Genomic DNA, 20494 nt, shown 5'->3' with positions numbered 1-20494 from the left:
TCCCGTGTCGTCCAGGTCGCTTTACCCTAAAAAAAGCGCCCACGACATGACAGTGTCACGCGCCAATCATGGACTCAGGCGGCCAAGACGCCTAGATTCGGTCTTATGAGAGACGAGACCCTAGACAGCGAGCTGACCGCGGACTGGAATCCCGTCGCCCTGCGTGGCGGCGTGGCCAGCCTGCGGGTGCCATCCAGTTGGCAGCGCCTGTCGCGCGACGATGGCGGCCTGGCCTATCAGTCGCCGGGCGCGCATCCGGTCGACCTGCTGGTCTCCGTCGTCACCTACCGCAATCCCTATGGCGCCCGCGCGGAAGAGGCGATCCAGTATCTGGACCGCGAGAATGTGCTGCCGCGCGGCATCCTGCCATCGATGGAGACGGCCGACGGCCCGGACGAGGTGGATGAACGCCACTGGATCGCCTATGCCGTTGCCCAGCCGCCCGACCGTCAGGTCTTCGTCTGGAAGGTGGCGGATTTCCAGCCGCCCGACCATGTCCGTGTCGTCACCCTGCAATTGCTGGTGCCCAATGACAGTGCCGAAGACCCGGAACTGTCCGACCTGATCGACCGGCTGGGGGAAGAGGCGGCGCGTATCAGGTTCAGCCCCGGCCCCGTGCAGGGCCCGGTGCAGCGCGTCACCATGCGCAATGTCTGGCATGGGGAAAGCGTGCGCTTCCGCCTGCCCTGGGACTGGAACATCTCCCAGGATGACGAACTGTCCCTGTTCTACCGCGAGGTGGAGGGGGCGGGCACCCTGCGCGTCGCCGTGCACCAGTTCAACCATGAGGGCGACGAGGCCGAGATCCTGGCCCGCGCCATCCTGCGCCAGACGGCCGAACAGTTCGCCGACGGCCCCGACGGGCGCGAGGGCGAAGGATCCCTCGAATGGCTTCCCGATGGAGAGGTGCCAGGTGGGGAGGTGATGGCCCGCTTCGTCACCGACGGTGAGGAGGATGGGGTGCCGCTGCGCTTCTTCCTGTGGCTGCGTGGTGCCGCCATCGAGGGGCAGACCACCGTTGCCCTGTTCAGCTTCGCCTTCCCCCAGGCGTCGCGCGGCGGCGATCTGGAGCGCACGACGCTTGCCATGCTGGAGCAGGAAGTGCGCCGCGCCGTCGTCGGCATCACCGACAGCACGGAGGTGGAGGAGGATTCGGAGGATGGGTTCAGCCTGGCCGACCTGCTGGATGCCGACGACCTGTCCCTGGATGATGACGATCTGGACGACGACGATGATGATGGGGAAACCGGCGAGGGCGGCCACGGCCCCCTGGGCCGGGCGTGATAAAAGTTTCCCGCTGTGATCTTCGTCATTGCCCCTTGCCAAAGGGGGTGCGTCTACCCCACATGACGGCTGTCGTTTTCCTCTCCACGGCCCCGTCCCCCGCGATGCCTGACAGCCAACACCCTTTCGATCCCGTTCCGGCCCGCGAGGCCGCGGAGCCCTGCCGGTTGATGGCCCGGCTCGCCAAGGCCGGCCTGCGCCCGACACGCCAGCGGCTGGATCTGGCCTCGCTGCTATTCAGATGCGGCAACCGGCACGTGACGGCCGAACAGCTGCATGCCGAGGCGCTGGCCGCCGACATGCGGGTATCGCTGGCCACCGTGTACAATACCCTGAACCAGTTCCGCGATGTCGGCTTGCTGCGCGAAGTGGTGGTGGAGGCGGGCAGCACCTGGTTCGACACCAATATCGACGACCACCACCATTTCTTCCATGAGAACAGCCGGCACTTGCAGGATATCTGCTGCACGCAGCTGAACCTGCCGGACCTGCCCTGCCTGCCGTCGGGCACCAAGCTGGCGCGGGTCGACGTGATCATCCGCCTACGCGATGCGGAGTGACACCAACATCGTGGGTCTTTACCCATGACGCTGGAGGCCGGCGACCGCCGAGCCGGGGGATGGCGGCGTCCGGCACCTGAGGTCACATGAAGCGCCGGAACTTCTACCACTGGTCGCCGTGGGTAGGAATCCTCAACGATTTTCAATCGCCTAGACCCCGTTCGCCAGCATTGCAGGCGCCGCCCCGCGAACGTAGAGTGTGACCTTCGTGTCAATGCCCAACCGGTGGAAAAGCCGGCGTGGCGGGGGGCTCTATGCGCAGAGTGTTGATGGGCGGCCTGGCCCTGGTTGCCGGCGTCCAGCTTGCCGGAACGGCCATCGACATGCAGGCGGGCTGGCGCGCCTATCGCCAGGCCGTGGACATCGCCAACCTGAAACTGGTCAGCCGCAACCTGCTGGTCGCAGCCCGCGATCACGGCATCGAAGCCGGCATGATCAATCTGGTGCTGGAGGCGGCGCGCACGCCGGGCACGCCGGAAGCGGCCCTGCGCCCGCAGATCGACCGCCACCGCAACGAGACCGACCGCGCCGCCCTGGCAGCATTGGACCAGCTGGCCCAGATGCCGGTGGAAAATTCGCTGACGGAGGATATCGGGTCGCTGCGGGTGGCGCTGGCCCGCATGCGCGAACTGCGCGGCGGGGTGGAGGGGCTGCTGGCGCAGCTGGCCGATGGGCGGTCGCTGGACGCCACCGGGCCCAGCCCCGTCGACAACACGATGCTGATCGCCGAATGGCGCGATGCCTCGCGCTCCTACCTGACGGCGTTGCTGACCCTGCTGCGAGAGGTCAACAACCCGGCCCTGTCCATCGGCGGCGATGCCGGTGCCGCGGAGATGCTGACGCGCGAGGCCATCCACCTGCGCAGCCAGGTGGGCACGGACATGGGCCTGCTCTACCGCGTCGCCGCGGGCGGCCAGGCGGATCTGACGGCCATGACCGTGTCCCTGGCGGAAGTGGAGCTGGTCTGGCAGCTGGTGCGCAATGTCGGTGACCCGGCCATGTTCCCGGAAAGCACCCAGGCCACCCTGCGCCAGATGGAAGCCGCCTTCTATCAGCGCTACCTGCCGCTGCGCGCCGCCATCCTGGATGCCGCAACGCGGGGGGAGGCGCGCGGGCGCCTGCCGGAACTGCTGCGCAACGGCACCAGCCTGCTGAATGCGGCCAGCGACTTGGTGGGGGCCGCCGTCGCCGTCGCTTCGGAGGCGACGGAGCGCAATCGCCTGCTGGCCCGGCAGAAACTGTGGGTCGATGCGTTCGAACTGCTGATCTCCATGGTGGCCCTGGTCTTCGCGGCCTGGCTGGTACGCACCCGCGTACTGCGGCCCATCCAGCAGATGACCGATGCCATGCGGGCCCTGGCCGGTGGCGACCATGCCGTGACCCTGCCGGAATTCAGGGGCGTGGGGGTGGAGGTGGCGGCTATGGCCGCCGCCGTGCGCGTGTTCAAGGAGAATGCCCGCCAGCTGCGCAAGGAGAACCGGGAGCGCGGCCGCATGGAACGGCTGCTGACCGTGGAACGCGGCATCCTGGAAATGGCCGCCGCCGGTTCCCCATTGGGCGAGGTGCTGGATGCCCTCTGCCGCGGCATGGAGGAGCAGCTGGACAATGCCCGCTGCACCATCATGCTGCTGCGCGAGGACGGAGTGCATATGTCGGTGGCCGCTGCCCCCAGCTTCGCGGCGCGGGTCAAGGAAGCCTATGAGGGCGTGGCCATCGGCCCCGATGTCGGGTCCTGCGGGGCCGCCATCTATCGCCGCGCGCCCGTCATCGTGGCCGATATCGCCAAGGATGCACGCTGGCACCTGTACCGCGACCTGATGCTGGCGGAAGGGGCGAAATCCTGCTGGTCGCTGCCCATCCTGTCGGGCGACGGGGAGCCGCTGGGCGCCTTCGCCATCTATGGCGACAGCGTACGCGAACCCCATGACTGGGAGATGGAGCGGGCCCGCCGCGCCGTGCAGCTGGCGGCCCTGGCCGTCACCAGCCGGCGTGCCGCCGACCAGCTGGAACAGGCCAAGGCCGAAGCCGAACTGGGCAGCCGCACCAAGTCGGAGTTCCTGGCCAATATGAGCCATGAGCTGCGCACGCCCTTGAACGCCATCATCGGCTTCGCCGAGGTGCTGGAGAGCGAGCTGAAGGTCGGCGACAAGGCCGGGCAGAACAACAGCTCCGTGGCCTATGCCGGCGACATCATCGCGTCCGGCCGCCATCTGCTGACCCTGATCAACGACATCCTGGACGTCTCCAAGATGGAAGCCGGCCGGGTGGAGCTGCGTGAGCGCATCTGCGGCATGGAGGAACTGGTGCGCGGGTCGGAGCGCATCGTCCGCGCCCGCGCCATGGAACGCCGCCTGAACCTGGTGGTGGAGGTGGCGGACGGCGTGCCGCCCATCCTGGTCGATGATGTGAAGTTCAAGCAGATCCTGCTGAACCTGATGTCCAACGCCATCAAGTTCACCTCCCCCGGCGGCACGGTGAAACTGACGGCCAGCGTCGATCCGGCGCGCGGTGTTTCGGTGGCGGTCAGCGATACCGGCATCGGCATCAAGCCGGAGGACCTGGCCAAGGTCTTCGTGCCTTTCCACCAGGTCGACAATGTCTATGCCCGCAGCAATCCCGGCACCGGCCTGGGTCTGACCCTGTCCAAGGGCCTGGCGGAGCTGCATGGCGGCCGCCTGTCGATCGAAAGCGTGTTCGGCGAAGGTACCACGGTCACCCTGACCCTGCCGCCCGCCCGCATCGTCTGGACGGAGAGTGCCGGCCTGCCCTTCCCACTGCCAATGCGGTGAGGAGTCTGCAGAAAGCTTTTGGGCTGTTCGGCTTTTCGCAATATCAACCGTCACCCCGGCGAAGGCCGGGGCCCAAGTCGTAGAGCGAAGCGCTTGTCACTTGGGCCCCGGCCTTCGCCGAGGTGACGGTTGAGAGAACCTCGATGAAGGTGCCCGAATATTTCGCGCATAAGGGCTAAACCCAACGTCACTCCGCCGGCACCTGCGGCGGAGCGTCGTGGCGGCGTTCCTCTTCCTCGATCCTGCGGCGGATGATGCCGATGGGCTGGACCCCGCGGGCGAACATGCTGTAGAGCACGGGCGTGATGAACAGCGACAGGGCCGTACCCACCGTCACACCGCCCACGATCACCCAGCCGATGGCCATGCGGCTCTCCGCACCCGCCCCATGGGCGAGCGCCAGCGGCATGGCGCCAAACACCGTGGCGATGGAGGTCATCAGGATCGGGCGCAGGCGCAGCTGCGAGGCCTCCACCACCGCATCCAGCAGCTCCCTTCCTTCCTCGCGCAGCTGGTTGGCGAACTCCACGATCATGATGGCGTTCTTGGCGATCAGGCCGATCAGCATGATCAGGCCGATCTGGGTATAGGTGTTCAGCGACATGCCGGTGACGGCGATGGCGAGGATGCCGCCCAGGCCGGCGGGCAGCACCGATCCCAGGATCATGGCCGGCAGGCGGAAATTCTCGAACTGTGCCGCCAGCACCAGGAAGGCAACCAGCATGGCCATGCCGAAGGCGAACCAGATGGCGCTGCTGGCTTCCAGCTGCAAGCGCGCAGCCCCTTCGAAATTCAGGCGCGCCTCGGGCGGCAGCACTTCGGCTGCGGCCTGGCGGATTTCCTTGATGGCGTCACCCATCACGGCCCCCTGGTTCAGGTTGGCGGTGATGGTGATGGAGCGCAGGCGGTTGTAACGGTTCAGCTCCGTCGGGCCGGCCACGTCGCGCACGTGCAAAAGGTTGGCGAGCGGGATCAACTGGCCGGTACCGCCGCCCGTGGTGGAGCGCACGAAGATGTTGGACAGGTCGCGGGGGTTGGACCGATCCTGCGCCTCCGCGCGCAGTACCACGTCATATTCCTCGCCGCGGTCGAGATAGCGGGTCACCAGCTTCTCGCCCAGCAGCGTTTCCAGCGTGCCGCCGACAACGGTCACGGGCACGCCCAGGTCGGCGGCACGGTTGCGGTCCACGGTCACGTAAAGCTGCGGCTTGGTCTCGTCATAGTCGGCGGCGAAGCCGGTCAGGCCGGGATACTGCTCCAGCCGCTGGATCAGCGTGTCGCGCCATTCGGCCAGTTCCTCGAACGTATTGCCGCCAATGACCACCTGCACCTGGTTGGCCGAGGCACCGCCGCCACCCAGGCCCGAGGGCAGCGAGGGCACGATGCGCGAGCCGGGAATCGCCGAGAGTTGCGGGCGCAGTTCATCGATGATCTGCGGCACCGTCCGGTCACTCACCCGCTCCGACCACATCGGCGTGCGGATGACCACCATGGCGCGATTGACGCCGGAATTGCCACCCCAGCCGGGATTGACGATGGTGAGTACGCTGTCCAGTTCGCCGGACTTCAGATAGGGCTGCATCAGCGCCTCGACCCGGCCGATCTCCTGCATGGTGTAATCCATGCTGGCCCCTTCCGGGGCGGCGATGGAGATGCGGGCCACGCCGCGATCCTCCACCGGCGCCAGTTCGCTGGGCAGGCTCATCGCCACCAGGCCGGTCAATGCCAGCGCCCCGGCCATACCGGCCAGCAGCAGCACGCGGGCATTCAGCATGAAGCGCAGCAGCGCCACATAGGCGCGGGTGACCCCGTCCAGGAAGGCCTCGCTGTAGCGGAACAGGCCGCGCGCCTCCTGATGGCCCTTCAGCAGCTTCGATGACAGCATGGGCGACAGGGTCAGCGCCACGATGCAAGAGAAGAAGATGGCGGCCATCAGGGCGATGGCGAATTCCCGGAACAGGCGGCCCTGGTCCCCGGGCAGCATGGACAGGGGCGCGATCACCGCGATCAGCACGGCCGTGGTGGCGATCACCGCGAAACCGATCTGCCGCGCCCCGCGATAGGCTGCCAACAGCGGCGGCTCTCCCTCCTCGATCCGGCGGGAAATGTTCTCCACCACGATGATGGCGTCGTCCACCACCAGACCCACGGCCAGCACGAAGGCCAGCAGCGTCAGCACATTGATGGAAAAACCCAGCGCCGCCATGATGCCGAAAGCCGCCACCAGCGACACCGGGATGGCGACCACGGGGATCAGCGTGGCGCGGAAGGTGCGCAGGAATACCCAGACCACCAGCACCACCAAGCCGACGGCCACGGCGATGGCATGGAACACCTCATAGATCGACTGGCCCACGAAGGTGGCGTCATCCTGGCGGATCTCCAGAGACATGCCGGTCGACAGGTTGGCGCGGAACTGCTCCAGCAGCACGCGCACGCCCTGCGACACTTCCATCGTGTTGGCGGTGGACTGGCGGATGATGCCGATGCCGATGGCGCTGCCGCCATTGATGCGGAAATCACCGCGATCGTCGCGGGCCGCAACCTCCACCCGCGCCACGTCGCCCAGCCGGATCCAGTTGGCCCCGTCCTGGCGGACCAGGATGGCGGCGAACTGTTCCGGGCGATTCAGGCGAGTGTCGGTGCGCACGGTGAATTCACGCTGGGCGCTTTCGATGCGGCCGGCCGGCAGTTCGGCATTCTCACGCCGGATCGCGGCTTCCACGTCCTGCACCGTCACCTGGCGGGCGGCGAGCGCGTTGCGGTCCAGCCAGACGCGCATGGCGAAGTCGCGGCGCCCGCCGATGCGCACCTGCGCCACGCCCGGCACCGTGCCCAGCGCGTCCAGATAATAGCGGCGGACGAAATCCGTCAGCTCCAGCTGGTTCATGCGGTCGGACGACAGGGTGATCCACATGATGGGATTGCTGTCGGCATCGACCTTGCTGATCTCCGGCAGGTCCGCCTCTTCGGGCAGATTGTCGGACAAGCGGCCCACGCGGTCGCGCACATCGTTGGAGGCGGCGTCGATATCGCGGTCGATCTCGAATTCCACCGACACCGAGGAACCGCCCTCGCGCGAGCGGGACCGGATGGTCTTCACGCCCTCGATGCCGTTGATCACGCCCTCGATGCGCTCCGTGATCTCGTTATCCACCACTTCGGCGGAGGCACCGGGATAGCTCACGGAGATGGATACGATGGGATAGTCGATCTTCGGCAGCTCGCGCACCGGCAGCTTTTCGTAGCCCAGCACGCCGAACACGACCAGCATGGCGCTGATCACGAAGGCGAGAACCGGGCGCTGGATCGAGATGTCGGAGATCACCATGGCGGGCTTCCCACGCGTATCGCTGTCATGTCCATGTCACCACCGCCGCGGCGGACCGTCATTGAAAGGGGGCGGGGCGAAACCTCAAAGGGTGGGGCGGGCCGCCGATTGCGAAGCGCCGCCAGCCGAGGCCCCGTTCACGACCTCCGCCTCCACCGAGACGCCGTCGCGTACCTTCTGGATGCCGCGGGTAATGACCAGCTCACCGCCCTGCAGCCCTTCGGCGATTTCCACCACGCCGCGCGAACGCGCACCGATGGTCACCGGCCGGCGCTCCACCTTGCCGGAAACCACCAGGAACACGAACTGGCGGTCGCCCACGGGCACCAGCGATTCCTCCGGCACCAGCACCACATTGGCGCGGTTATCGAGCGTCAGCTGCACCGTCATGAACATGCCGGGCCGCAGGCGGCCATCTTCATTGTCGATACGGGCCACGGCGGCCACCGTGCGGGTGATGGCGTCCACACGGGTATCGATGGCCGTCACCGTGCCCACGAAGGTCTGGCCCGGATAGACGGACGACAGGGCTGCAATCTCCATGCCCTGGCGCAGGTTGCGCAGTGACGCCTCCGGCACGGTGAATTCCAGCTTCACGGTGCGGGTGTCGTCCAGCGTCGTCACCACGTCGGCCGGACGCACGAGGGCGCCGGGGCTGACCTGACGCAGGCCGGTATAGCCGGTGAAGGGTGCGCGGATGGTCAGGTCCTGAAGGCGGGCCTGCACGGCACGCACTTCCGCCTCGTTGCCGGCCAGTTGCAAGGACAGCTCATCCACGCGGGCCTGCGACACGTTCTGGCGCTGCAACAGCGTGCGGGCGCGCTCCAGCAGCTGGGCCGAGTTGCGGCGCGCGGATTCGGCCACCGCGAGGTTGGCCCGCACTTCGTTGTCATCCAGCGCGATCAGCACGGATCCGGCCTCCACCAACTGGCCTTCGGTGAAATTGATGGACCGGACCAGACCGGCGGTCTTGGCCGTCACCGTCACCGCCTCATTCGCGCGCAGGGTGCCGATGGCGTCGAAGGTGACGGCGATGTCGCCGCGCGTGACATGAGCGGCCAGGACGGGTACGGGGCGCGCCTGGTTGGCATGCTGCTGGTTGGCCCCATGGCCACCGCCGCGCCCGGTCATATACCAGATACCGCCGCCGACGGCGACGAGGGCAACGACCGTGGCGATTTGAAGTGGCAGGCGCATTTTCCTGTCCGCTGTTCTGTTTCGCCCCGCCGGTGGCGCGGGCATGATCCATATCGAAAGCGAAGCCACTCTATCCCATTGGCGGGAAAGGAGCCTCCGGTAAATCCCTATGCCTGCCATCCGCAGCCGCTTGCAGGAGCGGCCGACAGAGAAAATCCCGTAATTGGATGCCGACGCTTTCCAACTAGAGCGCCAAAGCCCGCCATCCAACCCTGCAATTGTTACGCAATGGTAACTGGGAGCGATAGGGGACAAACTTTTACATTTGAAGGAAAAGCCATGCGCGGACGGCAGGGCGCGGGCCGTTTTCTGTGGTCCGGCATTGCATTTCACATGGGAGGCGGGTGATCAGGCGGCGCTGCTGCTGCGCGACTGCCGGCTGGTCAGTTCGCGCAGGAAGGCGCGATCGACGGACGGATAGCGGGACGGCATTTCCCGTTCGATCCGGTCCATCAGATCGTCGGCAGCGGCCTGCCCGTTATATTCCTCGAACAGCAGGAACCAGGCGGCATAGGTACGGCCGGCGATACGCGGGTCAGCCTCTTCCGCCTGTTCAGGCAATACCCAATAGCCGAAACGGCCGTCCGACCGTTCCCCTACAAAGGGCAGCTTCGTCACGGGCAGGCGCATGGCACCGGCACGGGAGCTGTTCTGGCTATGGTTGTGGCTGTTGGACATGGTTTCGAGGCTTGGATCAGGTTCTGCTTAACGGGCGGGATAGGGGTGTGTTAATACGTCGTTTACAAGTAATCGTCCGAAAACTACTTCGAACTACTATATACGGTGCGATTCGGGATGCAATGCCCCTCAACAATAGGTAAGTCCCCGCGAATTGTCACAGGCGCGGACGGTCATGACCAAAGGGATGGGGTGGGGCGTCGCGGCCTAATGCTGACGGCCCTGGCACTGCTGGCGACCAGGCCTGTGCAGGCCGCCGATGGGGATTCGGTCCCGCTGTTGCGTGCCAATTCCCTGCCCCTGGACCGGGTCGGTCCCTACGCCGCCACCTTCGCGGATTTCCGTCGGCAGGCGGGGGAACGGTCCTTGCTGACAACGGCGGAAATGGCGGCACTGAAAGCCACGGGGGAAATCCGCCTGGGTGAAGGCGCCTCCTTCCTGCGTGACGATGCCGACCTGGGCTGGATCGCCCGCCACTACGCGGCACAGCTGGCGGCGGGCGCGCCGTTCGGGCACCAGGATGCGGGCGGGCGGCACGCGGCCGACCGCATCGCCCTGCTGCATCGCCGGATGGTGGGGGTGAATGGGGAGAATCTCTATGCCAGCAGCGCCTTCGATCCCGATCGGCCGGAGGCGGCGGGAAGGCTGGCGGTCGACAATCTGATGCAGTCGCCGGGGCACCGGTCCAACATCCTGGACCCGCGCTGGACCCATGCCGGCTTCGGCGCCGCCGTCGGGCAGGAGGGGTTCATGCTGGTGCAGCTTTTCGCCGAACGCGCCGCCCTGCTGATGGCGGACATGCCGGTGACCGTTCCCGCCGGCGCCCCCCTGCCGGCCGGCAGCCAGCAGGCGGCCGATGGCGCCTTCAGCGGCCTGGCGCTGGTGCCCCTGGCCCGACAGGTATCGGCGGATGATTTCGCCCGTCCGGGATCATTGCAGGCACCGGCCGGCAAAGGCCTGCACCGCAGCTTCTTCGCCCGCACACAGGAGAAGACGGAACGGACGGCGAAATTCACCATCCATCCGGGGCCGATGATCCTGGTTACATAGAGTGGTTTTCGGATATCCGAAAACCACCACGGCGGCGACTGCCGCCGCGCCGCTCATGCGGCGTAAGCCAAGCCGCCGGATGGCGGCACCCGGCGCCTGAGGGAACAAAATCAGTGCCCGTGGCCACCGCCGGCGGCCTTGCCGGCTTCGGTCTGGATATAGTGGCGGCCGCAATAGGGGCAATCGACATGACCATGCGGGGCCAGAGACAGATACACGCGCGGATGGCCCAGGGCCCCGCCGCCGCCATCGCAGCCGACGTCGCTTTCGTCGATATAGATGGTCTCGGCCGGCTGCATGTCTCTCGTTCCTTGAAGCGTTCGAACTGGGACCCGATATGTCGGGTGCGGCGCATCATACTCCGGCGCGCGGTTTGCGCAAGGTCGGGCGGCCATCACAGCGGGCGCCCCTGCCCTTCGGCAAATTGACCGCCCATGGCCGCCGGTGTACGCCAGAGCCATGTCCCGACGCGACGCGTCGTCCAGCCCCCGGGAACCGATCCCCATGCCCGACAGCCTGAACCGTTCCGCCGACATCGCCGATAGCGGCAATGCCCCCGCCGCCGCCATCGAGATCAAGGATCTGCGCAAGACCTATCGCGGCACAGCCAAGGCCCCGCCGAAGGAGGCGCTGAAGGGCGTGTCGCTCTCCATCCCCAGAGGGTCGATCTATGGGCTGCTAGGCCCCAACGGGGCGGGCAAGAGCACGACCATCAATATCCTGGCCGGGCTGGTGAACAAGACCAGCGGCACGGCCAGGATCTGGGGCATCGATATCGATGCCCATCCCCGCTCCGCCCGCGCCGCCATCGGCGTTGTGCCGCAGGAATTGAACCTGGACCCGTTCTTCACCCCGCGCGAGATCCTGGATCTGCAGGCCGGCCTCTATGGCGTGCCCAGGGCGCAGCGCCAGACCGAGGCGCTGCTGGAGGCCGTCGGTTTGAAGGACAAGGCCAATGCCTATGCCCGCACCCTGTCGGGTGGCATGCGCCGCCGCCTGATGGTGGCCAAGGCCATGGTGCACGCCCCGCCGGTGCTGGTGCTGGACGAACCGACGGCCGGCGTGGACGTGGAACTGCGCCAGAGCCTGTGGGCCCATGTACGGGAACTGAACAAGGCCGGCACCACCATCGTCCTGACCACGCACTATCTGGAGGAGGCGCAGGAGCTCTGCGACACCATCGCCATCGTCAATCATGGCCAGGTCGTGGCCTGCGAATCGACGGAGAAGCTGCTGGGCCGCATCGACAGCAAGGAGATGGTGGTGACGCTGGACGCCGATCTGGCGGCCGTGCCCGACGCCTTCGCCGCTTTCGATGCCAAGCTGGACGGGCCGCGCCGCCTGACCATCCATTACAAGCCCAGCCAGACCCCCGTGGCAGACCTGCTGGGCGCCATGGCCGCCGCCGGTCTGGCGGTGAAGGATTTATCGATGGTGGAAAGCGACCTGGAGGACGTGTTCCTGCAGATGACCCGCGCGCCCGCCGCCTGAGGCCGGTTCCGTGACGCTGCGGCCCATCCGCGTCATCGCCGATGATTACGCCCTGTCGCCGGGCGTGTCGGACGGCATCCTGGACCTGGCGCGGGCGGGCCGCCTGTCGGGTACCGGCGCCATGGTGCCGTCCCCGCGCTGGAAGGCGGATGCGGTGCGGTTGCTCGACACGCCGGACGGGTTCGCGACTGGCCTGCATTTGACCCTGACGGGGGCGCTGTCACCGCTGGGCCCGATGCCAAGCCTCTGTCCCGGCGGGCGCTTCCCCACGCTGAGCCGCTGGCTGGCTCTGTCGCATGCCGGGCTACTGTCCAGCGGGGCAGCCAAAGCCGAGCTGGCGGCGGAGATCGGCCGGCAGTTGGACGCGTTCGAGGATGCGATGGGCCGAGCCCCGCATTTCGTGGACGGGCACCAGCATCTGCACCTGCTGCCCGGCATCCGTCCGCTGCTGCTGGACGCCATCACCCGTCGCTATGCACCCGGCACCGTCTGGCTGCGGGATTGTGCGGAACCGGCGGGCCGCATCCTGCATCGCGGGGTAACGGTGGGTAAGGCCCTGTTCATCGCCGCCCTGGCACGCGGATTGGCGGCACAGGCCGCCGCCCGCGCCATCCCGACCAACCGGGGATTTGCCGGCATCTATGGCTTCATAGGCGATTTTCCCGCCCTGATGGCGCGTTTCCTGGATGGATCGCCGGCCGGTGGCGTGATCATGGTCCACCCCGCCCGGCGCGATACGGAACTGGCTTCATTGGACCCGGTGGTGGGCGCACGCTTGGCCGAAATGGACTATCTGGCCGGCCCGACCTGGCCTGATGCGCTCTCACATGCCGGGATTTTCCTGGGATAACGCCCCCTTACAGCTTTGGGATAGGTTCTTGGCCGCGACAGGCCCAGCCTGAGGTGGTACCCTATCGGATGATTCCCCTGGTTCGGGCAGCACGGGGGAACGGTGCAGGGCACGAGAGCGCAGGATTGCCAGCTTGGAAATGAACACCGTCCTTTTCGTTATGGGCATCCTGTCGGCCATCGGTGCGGTCTCCATCGCGCTGATCCGGCAGATCCTCTATTATTCCCGCCGCGCCCAGATCACCCGCATCACCGAACAGAATCGCGACCTGCACCGCAAGCAGGAGGAACTGACCAAGGCCTATCGCGACGGGCAGGAAGCCATCCGCCAGGGGGAGGTCGACCGCAAAGCCGCAACCACACAGCTGGCCGATGCCCAGCGCCGCCTGAAACTGGCCAAGGAAGACAATTACGTCGTCATCCACGAGTTGGGCGAGGCGTCGGGTTCCCGCCGATTGTTCACCGTGCCCATGACCCTGGGCAGCACCCTGACGCTGGGCCAGAATGTGGTGAAGGACAGCAAGTTCCGCGCGGCCCGCCATTTCGTCGAGATCTGGGCTGACAATGCCGATGATGCCAACCGCATCGCCCGTACGAACTTCCCACCCGACAGCGGCTTCGTCCTGTCCAAGGCGGTGCCGGCGGCATCGTCCGCCATCGCGGCGGAGTGAGGCACCATGCTGATCCAGGTCGGTCTCGTCCTTCTGATGCTCGTCTCCATCGCCTATGCCGCCGCCGTCATGCGCCGGATCGAAGGCGATGTGGCCGAGTATCAGCGCAACCTGCGCGCCGTGGAGGAGGACCAGCACAAGCTGGAAGTGGCCTGCAATACCCTGCGTTCCCTGTGCGGGCAGGTGGATGGTGAATTGTCAAAGATCCGCGGCGACATCGGCGAACTGACCGAGGCGCGGGCCCAGATCGACGCGGAGATCGCGGCATTGGGCGAGGCGCCGAAGCAGCGCCTGTTCATGTTCGACCGCGCCACGCTGGGTCATGGCAAGCTGTGGGAAGTGACCATCGCCAATGCCGGGGGGCCGGGCAGCATCATCCCTGCGGATCAGGCCGTGGAATGGGCCAATGGCCGTACCTATATTGTACCTGGAACGACCGATCGCGATGCCAAATTCCGGGCGGAACCCAAGTTCCTGCAATCGATGGGCTATCGCATCATGAAGGTTGAACGGTTCCGGCGCGCCTGACGACCCGACCGCCACGGGAACGCCGGGCCCGACCGGATACGGGGCAGGGAGGGCGCCATGGTGGATGCCGTCATCGAATTCCCATCGGGCCAGGTGCGCCAGAAACTGGCCAGCGCCGCCGACAAGCGCCTGTCCGGTGCCTTCACCCAGCTGCGCACCGGCTGGCGCCATGATGGCGGCCTGACCGCCGACCGCCGTGACGAGGCTCTGGACCATCTTGCCCGTGTGATCGTGAAATACCAGGCGGCCCTGGTGGAGGCCGTATCCCGGGATTTCGGCCACCGGTCCCCGCATGAGACACGGCTGGCCGACATCCAGGCGAGCCTGTCCGCCATCCGTTACGCCCGCAAGCATCTTTCCCGCTGGATACGCCCGCAACGCGTGGGCGTTGCGCTGCCCTTCCTGCCCGGCCGGGCCAGGGTGGAGATGGTGCCGCTGGGTGTGGTCGGCATCATCAGCCCCTGGAACTATCCCATCCAACTGGCCCTGGTGCCGCTGACGGCCGCCATCGCCGCCGGCAACCGGGTGCTGCTGAAACCGTCGGAACTGACCCCGCACACGGCCGCCCTGTTGGAACGGCTGCTGGCGGAAGTGTTCGATCCCACGGAGGTGGCGGTGGTCACCGGCGGGGTGGACATGGCCCAGGCCGTCAGTCACCTGCCCCTGGACCATCTGCTGTTCACCGGCTCCACATCGGTGGGGCGACAGGTGATGCGCGCCGCATCGGATGCGCTGGTCCCCGTCACGTTGGAACTGGGCGGCAAGTCGCCCGCCATCATCGGACCCGGCTTCGACATGGCGCTGGCCGCCGAACGCATCGCCATCGGCAAACTGTTCAATGCCGGCCAGACCTGCATCGCCCCCGATTACGCTCTGGTACCCCGTGGGCGGGAAGCGGAATTCATCGATCATTTCGAGAAAGCAACATCCAGACTCTATCCCCGGCTGGGCGACAATGCAGACTATTCCGCAATCGTAACAGATAAGCATTACGAACGGCTGTTGGGCCTGATCGACGATGCGCGGCGACGTGGGGCCAATGCCCGGTTCATCAATCCCGCCGGGGAAGCGCTGGAACCGGCCAAACGCAAGCTGGCCCCAACCCTGCTCTGGCAGGTGCCGGAGGGGTCGGCGGTACTGACACAGGAGATTTTCGGGCCTGTCCTGCCCATCCTGTCCTATCTGACGGTGGAGGAGGCGGTGGCCCTGGTCAACAGCCGGCCACGGCCCCTGGCGCTCTATCTGTTCAGCCGGCGGAAGGCGGATGTGGATTTCATCCTGGGCCGCACCCGGGCGGGCGGGGTGACGCTGAACGACACATTGCTGCACGCCGCCCAGGATGGATTGCCCTTCGGTGGCGTCGGGGAAAGCGGCATGGGTTCCTATCATGGAGAGGCGGGGTTCCGTACCTTCAGCCAGGCCCGCCCCCTGTTCCGCGCCAGCCGCTTCAGCCCCGCCCGGCTGGTCCGCCCACCTTATGGGGAACGGATCGACCGGATGCTGCGCTGGCTGATCGGAAGATGATGGGCGGCACTTTTATCGCTCCGGCAATTGCGATAATCAGGAAGGCATGGATATCGCCCCGCCCTCTCTGCTGACCGAAGCCGATCCGGTACCTGTCCGCATCCTCAACCCCGACAGCACCAGCCGCCTGCTGCTGGTCTGCGACCATGCCGGCCGGGCGGTGCCCGCCGGCCTGCACGGGCTGGGCGTATCGCCGACGGAACTGGACCGGCATATCGGTTGGGATATCGGGGCGGCGGCAGTGACCGAAGAACTGGTGCGGTTGCTGGATGCGCGCGCCGTACTATCGGTCTATTCAAGGCTGGTGGTGGATTGCAACCGCTGGCCCGACAGCCCGACCCTGATGCCGCCGGTCAGCGACGGCACGCCCGTGCCCGCCAACCAGGATCTGTCGGAAACCGCCCGCGCCCTGCGCATGGAAGCGCTCTATAAGCCCTATCACGATGCCATCACCACACAGCGCGCCGCCATCCGGACGCGCGGCCAGATGCCGGTGCTGGTGTCGATCCACAGTTTCACGCCGCAGATGAACGGATTCCGCCGGCCATGGCAGGTGGGGGTGCTGTGGAACCGCGACGGCCGCATGGCCCTGCCGATGCTGGAGGCGCTGCGGGCGGAGGGCGACCTGACGGTCGGCGACAACGAACCCTATAGTGCGCGTACCGGCACCGACTTCACCATCATCCATCATGGGGAAGAGGCGGGGTTGCCCGTGCTGATGCTGGAAATCCGCCAGGATCTGATTGCCGATGCGGCAGGTGCGCAGGAATGGGCGACGCGCCTGGCAAGGCTGCTGCCGCCGATCCTGGCATCAGTCTGATGCAACGACCGTAGGTCAGGTCGAGCCGGAGGCGAGCCCTGACCTACGGTGCCGATGAATGTCAGGGCTCGCCTCCGGCTCGACCTGACCTACGAATCTTCAGCGTGCCGCTTCGAATTCCGCCAGCAGCGCCCGCACATCCAGCGCCTGGAGTTCCGCCAGTGCCGCGCTCAGTTCCGCCGCGCAGCGGTTCAGCCGCTGTGCATGGAAGCTGATATTGGCGGCGTGAGTGGCGATGTGCCCGTGGGGCAGACGGGTGCGCATATCAATAATCATACTTAATCCCCTCCGAAGCCGATACTTAAGTCTACATACTTTGATCTTATCTCCATTGATGCATGCTTCGGCGAGGTCGGCAACAGCAAAAGTAATCGTCTGTAATCACCTAAAATTTTAGAAGGTTTCCTTTAAATCCCGGTTGGGATAAACCACATGCAACGCCAACATTTGCCACTCCCGCCCGAGGAAACCCGACCATGGACGACCAGACCCGTATCGAGCTTGAGGCCGCCGCTTTCCGCCGCCTGGTGGCGCATCTGCAGGCGCGCACCGATGTGCAGAATATCGACCTGATGAATCTGGCCGGCTTCTGCCGCAACTGCCTGTCCAAATGGTACCGGGCGGAGGCAGGTGATCGCGGGGTGGAGATCAGCGACGCCGCGGCGCGGGAGCTGATCTATGGCATGCCCTATGAGGAATGGAAGGCCAGGCACCAGCGCGAAGCCTCGCCCGAACAGCAAGCCGCCTTCCAGCAGGCCAGCGCGCATTGATAAAAAAGGCGGCCATCCCCGGGACGGCCGCCTTCTCACTCACCACTGATCAGCCGGATCAGCTGGCATAGACATTGGCGCGGCGTAGGCGCAGTGACACGGTCTGCCCAGGTTCCAGCGACGCGGTGGTGGCATGGCGGTCCAGGACCGCTTCCACCAGTTTGTCATTCAGCAGCAGGTCCAGGCGCAGCTGCGGCCCCACCGGCTGGATCAGGCGGATGGTGGCCGACAGGGTGCCCACCTCCCCCGGTTCCGCCAAGTCGATGTCATGGGCACGGACATAGGCCGTGGCCGGACCCGGCGGCGGCAGAGTGTTGACCACGGGCACCCGCGTGCCGGCGATGACCGCCGCCCCGTCGGTCACCACGCAGTCCAGCTTGGTACCGCCCCCCAGGAAATCGCAGACGAAAGCCGAGGCCGGCTGGTCATAGACCTCCGCCGGGGTGCCCACCTGTTCGATCCGGCCCTTGTTCAGGATGGCCACCCGGTCGGCCAGTTCCAGCGCCTCCTCCTGGTCATGGGTGACGAACACCGTCGTCACGCCCATGCCCTTGTGGATGTCGCGCAGCCAGCGGCGCAGTTCCTTGCGCACCTTGGCATCCAGTGCCCCGAACGGTTCATCCAGCAGCAGCACACGCGGTTCGGTGGCCAGCGCCCTTGCCAGGGCCACGCGCTGCCGCTGCCCGCCCGACAGCTGGTTGGGATAACGGCCGGCCAGCGGGCGCAGTTGCACCAGCTCCAGCAGATCATGCACGCGGGTGCGGATCGCATCCTCGGCCAGCTTGGGCTTGCGCCGCGCGACGCGCAGGCCGAAGGCCACATTCTCGAACACGCTCATGTGCCGGAACAGGGCGTAATGCTGGAAGACGAAACCCACGCGCCGTGCATGCGGCTCCGACACGGTGGCGTCCTGCCCCTCGATCAGCAGCGTGCCCTCATCGGCATAGTCCAGGCCGCCGATCATGCGCAGCAAGGTGGTCTTGCCCGACCCGGACGGGCCCAGCAGGGCCATCAGCTCGCCATGCTGGATATCCAGATCGATCCCGTCCACAGCCGCGAAGCCGCCGAACCGCTTGGTCAAGTTCTTGATATTGATGCTCATGGGGACGTTCCCATCAATGACGGCGGGCGGATGCGGCCAGTTCGGCGCCATGGCGCCATTCCAGCAGCGACTTGGCGACCAGGGTCACCAGGGCCAGGATGGCCAGCAGCGAGGCGACGGCGAAGGCCGCCACGAAATTATACTCGTTGTAGAGAATCTCCACATGCAGGGGCATGGTGTTGGTCTCACCCCTGATATGGCCGGACACCACCGACACGGCGCCGAACTCCCCCATGGCGCGGGCGTTACAAAGCAGGACCCCGTACAGCAGACCCCAGCGGATATTGGGCAGGGTCACGCGGCGGAAGGTCTGCCAGCCGGAAGCGCCCAGGGTGATGGCCGCCTCCTCCTCATCCACGCCCTGCGCCTGCATCAGCGGGATCAGCTCGCGCGCCACGAAGGGGAAGGTGATGAACATGGTGGCCAGCACCAGCCCCGGCACGGCGAAGACGATCTGGATGCCATGCTCCCGCAGGAACGGCCCCATCAGCCCATGCGCGCCGAACAGCAGCACATAGACCAGACCGGAAATCACCGGGCTGACCGAAAAGGGCAGGTCGATCAGGGTCAGCAGCAGCGACTTACCCGGGAACTTGTGCTTGGTGATGGCCCAGGCGGCGGCGATGCCGAACACCACATTGACCGGCACGGCGATGACCGCGACCAGCAGGGTCAGACGGATGGCGGCCCAGGCATCGGGTTCCACCATGGCTTCCAGATAGGTGCCGACCCCGCGGCGCAAAGCCTCCGTGAACACGGCGGCCAGCGGCAGCAGGATGAAGAAGCCCAGAAAGCCCAGGGCGGCCAGCAGCACCAGCGCCTTGACCCAGACCGGCTCCGCCAGGGTGACGCGGGATTTGGGGGATTGCGAATATCCGGCCATGTCACACTCCCGCCCAGCGCCGCGACCAGCGCTGCAGCAGATTGATCACCAGCAGCATGGCAAACGACAGCAGCAGCATGGCGATGCCCACCGACGCGGCGCCTGCATAATTGAACTGTTCCAGCTTGATCACGATCAGCAGCGGCGCGATCTCCGACACCATCGGCATGTTGCCGGCGATGAAGATGACGGACCCGTACTCGCCCACCGCGCGGGCCAGCGCCAGGGCGAAACCGGTCAGCAGGGCCGGGAAGATCACAGGGAAGATGACGCGGATGAAGGTTTCGAACCGCGTGGCGCCCAGGCAGGCCGCCGCCTCCTCCAGCTCCGTATCCAACTCCTCCAGCACCGGCTGCACCGTGCGCACCACGAAGGGCAGGCCGATGAAGGTCAGCGCCACGACAATGCCCAGCGGCGTATAGGCGACCTTGATGCCCAGCGGGTCCAGATACTGGCCCACCCAGCCATTGGGAGCGTAAAGCGAGGTGAGCGCGATGCCGGCCACGGCGGTGGGCAGGGCAAACGGCAGGTCGACGATAGCATCCACCACCCGCTTGCCCGGGAAATCATACCGCACCAGCATCCAGGCCACAGCCAAGCCGAAGACGGCATTGATGGCGGCAGCCACGAAGGATGCGCCGAAGGACAGGCGCAGCGAGGCCAGCACGCGCGGTTCCGTCACCTGCGCGAAAAAGCCGGACAGGCCGATATCCCACGGGCGGATCAGCAAGGCCGCCAGCGGGATCAACACGATCAGTGTCAGGTGGGTCAGCGTGATGCCCATCGTCAGGCCGAAGCCCGGAATGATGGAACGGTTGCGCCGACGGAAAAGCGGGAAGAAGGAGGGTGCCGTCATATCGCGGCCCCCTTTGCGGCCACCGGCCGGGACCGCGGGGAAGGAAATGAACGCAAGGTGAGGTTCCTGTCCAAATCCGCCCCCTTATCGACAAGGATGCCCCGCCGGGCC

19 protein-coding genes are annotated in these 20494 nt (G+C 66.3%); 11 read left to right on the top strand and 8 right to left on the bottom strand.

The genetic code is table 11. The annotated features are described in order from the left end of the window. Window positions 1-105 precede the first annotated feature (105 nt). The 3 genes from ACM9HJ_RS20405 (at window position 106) to ACM9HJ_RS20395 (ending at window position 4633) form a co-directional block, all read left to right on the top strand. The gene (locus ACM9HJ_RS20405) at window positions 106-1284 is read left to right on the top strand and encodes a hypothetical protein (RefSeq protein WP_416573604.1); all 1179 of its coding nucleotides are present in this window, start codon (window positions 106-108) and stop codon (window positions 1282-1284) included. Between the two features lie 170 nt (window positions 1285-1454). Continuing rightward, window positions 1455-1844: an iron response transcriptional regulator IrrA gene (irrA, locus tag ACM9HJ_RS20400; RefSeq protein WP_416573603.1), complete on the top strand. Its 390-nt coding sequence runs from the start codon at window positions 1455-1457 to the stop codon at window positions 1842-1844. Between the two features lie 254 nt (window positions 1845-2098). After that, window positions 2099-4633: an ATP-binding protein gene (locus tag ACM9HJ_RS20395; RefSeq protein ID WP_416573602.1), complete on the top strand. Its 2535-nt coding sequence runs from the start codon at window positions 2099-2101 to the stop codon at window positions 4631-4633. Window positions 4634-4820: 187 nt separating this feature from the next. Here ACM9HJ_RS20395 and ACM9HJ_RS20390 read toward each other — a convergent pair whose 3' ends face one another. From ACM9HJ_RS20390 to ACM9HJ_RS20380, 3 genes are all read right to left on the bottom strand, one after another. Beyond that, complete coding sequence (locus tag ACM9HJ_RS20390) at window positions 4821-7964, bottom strand: efflux RND transporter permease subunit (RefSeq protein WP_416573601.1); 3144 nt, start codon at window positions 7962-7964, stop codon at window positions 4821-4823. A gap of 84 nt (window positions 7965-8048) precedes the next feature. Then, complete coding sequence (locus ACM9HJ_RS20385; protein ID WP_416573600.1) at window positions 8049-9161, bottom strand: efflux RND transporter periplasmic adaptor subunit; 1113 nt, start codon at window positions 9159-9161, stop codon at window positions 8049-8051. A 348-nt stretch (window positions 9162-9509) separates the two neighbouring features. Next, window positions 9510-9839, bottom strand: coding sequence for a hypothetical protein (locus tag ACM9HJ_RS20380; RefSeq protein ID WP_416573599.1), 330 nt, complete (start codon window positions 9837-9839; stop codon window positions 9510-9512). Window positions 9840-10049: 210 nt separating this feature from the next. Between ACM9HJ_RS20380 and ACM9HJ_RS20375 the strand changes: the two genes are divergently transcribed. Beyond that, entirely contained in the window at window positions 10050-10889 is an 840-nt protein-coding gene (locus ACM9HJ_RS20375) for a CAP domain-containing protein (RefSeq protein ID WP_416573598.1), read from the top strand. Between the two features lie 110 nt (window positions 10890-10999). Here the strand turns inward: ACM9HJ_RS20375 and ACM9HJ_RS20370 are convergent, their stop codons facing one another. Next, window positions 11000-11188 carry a zinc-finger domain-containing protein gene (locus ACM9HJ_RS20370; RefSeq protein WP_416573597.1) on the bottom strand — a complete coding sequence of 63 codons (189 nt, stop codon included), beginning with the start codon at window positions 11186-11188 and terminating at the stop codon, window positions 11000-11002. A gap of 205 nt (window positions 11189-11393) precedes the next feature. On the opposite strand from ACM9HJ_RS20370, the gene ACM9HJ_RS20365 reads away from it, so the two are divergent. The 6 genes from ACM9HJ_RS20365 to ACM9HJ_RS20340 all read left to right on the top strand — a co-directional run bounded on the left by ACM9HJ_RS20365 (window position 11394) and on the right by ACM9HJ_RS20340 (window position 16772). Then, window positions 11394-12380: an ABC transporter ATP-binding protein gene (locus ACM9HJ_RS20365; RefSeq protein WP_416573596.1), complete on the top strand. Its 987-nt coding sequence runs from the start codon at window positions 11394-11396 to the stop codon at window positions 12378-12380. Between the two features lie 10 nt (window positions 12381-12390). Continuing rightward, complete coding sequence (locus tag ACM9HJ_RS20360; RefSeq protein ID WP_416573595.1) at window positions 12391-13230, top strand: ChbG/HpnK family deacetylase; 840 nt, start codon at window positions 12391-12393, stop codon at window positions 13228-13230. A gap of 139 nt (window positions 13231-13369) precedes the next feature. Next, entirely contained in the window at window positions 13370-13900 is a 531-nt protein-coding gene (locus tag ACM9HJ_RS20355; RefSeq protein ID WP_416573594.1) for a hypothetical protein, read from the top strand. Window positions 13901-13906: 6 nt separating this feature from the next. Continuing rightward, window positions 13907-14428 (top strand): hypothetical protein, encoded by a 522-nt coding sequence (locus ACM9HJ_RS20350; RefSeq protein WP_416573593.1) that lies wholly within the window; start codon window positions 13907-13909, stop codon window positions 14426-14428. Window positions 14429-14485: 57 nt separating this feature from the next. Next, window positions 14486-15952, top strand: a complete 1467-nt coding sequence (locus tag ACM9HJ_RS20345) for a coniferyl aldehyde dehydrogenase (protein ID WP_416573592.1) — start codon at window positions 14486-14488, stop codon at window positions 15950-15952. Window positions 15953-15998: 46 nt separating this feature from the next. Continuing rightward, on the top strand, window positions 15999-16772 hold the full coding sequence (locus tag ACM9HJ_RS20340; RefSeq protein ID WP_416573591.1) for an N-formylglutamate amidohydrolase: 774 nt from the start codon (window positions 15999-16001) through the stop codon (window positions 16770-16772). Between the two features lie 99 nt (window positions 16773-16871). Here ACM9HJ_RS20340 and ACM9HJ_RS20335 read toward each other — a convergent pair whose 3' ends face one another. Continuing rightward, a complete protein-coding gene (locus ACM9HJ_RS20335; RefSeq protein WP_416573590.1) occupies window positions 16872-17036 on the bottom strand; it encodes a hypothetical protein in 165 nt (54 codons plus the stop codon). A 212-nt stretch (window positions 17037-17248) separates the two neighbouring features. Between ACM9HJ_RS20335 and ACM9HJ_RS20330 the strand changes: the two genes are divergently transcribed. Next, window positions 17249-17542 (top strand): DUF1244 domain-containing protein, encoded by a 294-nt coding sequence (locus ACM9HJ_RS20330; protein ID WP_416573589.1) that lies wholly within the window; start codon window positions 17249-17251, stop codon window positions 17540-17542. A gap of 58 nt (window positions 17543-17600) precedes the next feature. On the opposite strand, the gene ACM9HJ_RS20325 is transcribed toward ACM9HJ_RS20330, so the two are convergent. Genes ACM9HJ_RS20325 through cysT form a run of 3 tightly spaced genes read right to left on the bottom strand, consistent with a single transcriptional unit; the run spans window position 17601 to window position 20383 of the window. After that, complete coding sequence (locus tag ACM9HJ_RS20325) at window positions 17601-18644, bottom strand: sulfate/molybdate ABC transporter ATP-binding protein (RefSeq protein ID WP_416573588.1); 1044 nt, start codon at window positions 18642-18644, stop codon at window positions 17601-17603. Between the two features lie 13 nt (window positions 18645-18657). Continuing rightward, window positions 18658-19527: a sulfate ABC transporter permease subunit CysW gene (cysW, locus tag ACM9HJ_RS20320; protein WP_416573587.1), complete on the bottom strand. Its 870-nt coding sequence runs from the start codon at window positions 19525-19527 to the stop codon at window positions 18658-18660. Between the two features lies 1 nt (window position 19528). After that, the gene (cysT, locus tag ACM9HJ_RS20315) at window positions 19529-20383 is read right to left on the bottom strand and encodes a sulfate ABC transporter permease subunit CysT (RefSeq protein ID WP_416573586.1); all 855 of its coding nucleotides are present in this window, start codon (window positions 20381-20383) and stop codon (window positions 19529-19531) included. Window positions 20384-20494 lie beyond the last annotated feature (111 nt).

The organism is Niveispirillum sp. KHB5.9 (genome assembly GCF_048066115.1).
GTDB lineage: Bacteria > Pseudomonadota > Alphaproteobacteria > Azospirillales > Azospirillaceae > Niveispirillum.
Note: the sequence above shows the minus strand (reverse complement) of the source record. Positions and strands in the feature narration are given on the sequence as shown.

Coding starts and splice junctions, on each gene's coding strand:
- ACM9HJ_RS20355 (WP_416573594.1), top strand. CDS start 13,370: ATGAACACCGTCCTTTTCGTTATGGGCATCCTGTCGGCCATCGGTGCG.
- ACM9HJ_RS20375 (WP_416573598.1), top strand. CDS start 10,050: ATGCTGACGGCCCTGGCACTGCTGGCGACCAGGCCTGTGCAGGCCGCC.
- ACM9HJ_RS20330 (WP_416573589.1), top strand. CDS start 17,249: ATGGACGACCAGACCCGTATCGAGCTTGAGGCCGCCGCTTTCCGCCGC.
- ACM9HJ_RS20370 (WP_416573597.1), bottom strand. CDS start 11,188: ATGCAGCCGGCCGAGACCATCTATATCGACGAAAGCGACGTCGGCTGC.
- ACM9HJ_RS20405 (WP_416573604.1), top strand. CDS start 106: ATGAGAGACGAGACCCTAGACAGCGAGCTGACCGCGGACTGGAATCCC.
- ACM9HJ_RS20340 (WP_416573591.1), top strand. CDS start 15,999: ATGGATATCGCCCCGCCCTCTCTGCTGACCGAAGCCGATCCGGTACCT.
- cysT (WP_416573586.1), bottom strand. CDS start 20,383: ATGACGGCACCCTCCTTCTTCCCGCTTTTCCGTCGGCGCAACCGTTCC.
- ACM9HJ_RS20395 (WP_416573602.1), top strand. CDS start 2,099: ATGCGCAGAGTGTTGATGGGCGGCCTGGCCCTGGTTGCCGGCGTCCAG.
- irrA (WP_416573603.1), top strand. CDS start 1,455: ATGGCCCGGCTCGCCAAGGCCGGCCTGCGCCCGACACGCCAGCGGCTG.
- ACM9HJ_RS20335 (WP_416573590.1), bottom strand. CDS start 17,036: ATGCGCACCCGTCTGCCCCACGGGCACATCGCCACTCACGCCGCCAAT.
- ACM9HJ_RS20380 (WP_416573599.1), bottom strand. CDS start 9,839: ATGTCCAACAGCCACAACCATAGCCAGAACAGCTCCCGTGCCGGTGCC.
- ACM9HJ_RS20365 (WP_416573596.1), top strand. CDS start 11,394: ATGCCCGACAGCCTGAACCGTTCCGCCGACATCGCCGATAGCGGCAAT.
- ACM9HJ_RS20350 (WP_416573593.1), top strand. CDS start 13,907: ATGCTGATCCAGGTCGGTCTCGTCCTTCTGATGCTCGTCTCCATCGCC.
- ACM9HJ_RS20390 (WP_416573601.1), bottom strand. CDS start 7,964: ATGGTGATCTCCGACATCTCGATCCAGCGCCCGGTTCTCGCCTTCGTG.
- ACM9HJ_RS20345 (WP_416573592.1), top strand. CDS start 14,486: ATGGTGGATGCCGTCATCGAATTCCCATCGGGCCAGGTGCGCCAGAAA.
- cysW (WP_416573587.1), bottom strand. CDS start 19,527: ATGGCCGGATATTCGCAATCCCCCAAATCCCGCGTCACCCTGGCGGAG.
- ACM9HJ_RS20325 (WP_416573588.1), bottom strand. CDS start 18,644: ATGAGCATCAATATCAAGAACTTGACCAAGCGGTTCGGCGGCTTCGCG.
- ACM9HJ_RS20385 (WP_416573600.1), bottom strand. CDS start 9,161: ATGCGCCTGCCACTTCAAATCGCCACGGTCGTTGCCCTCGTCGCCGTC.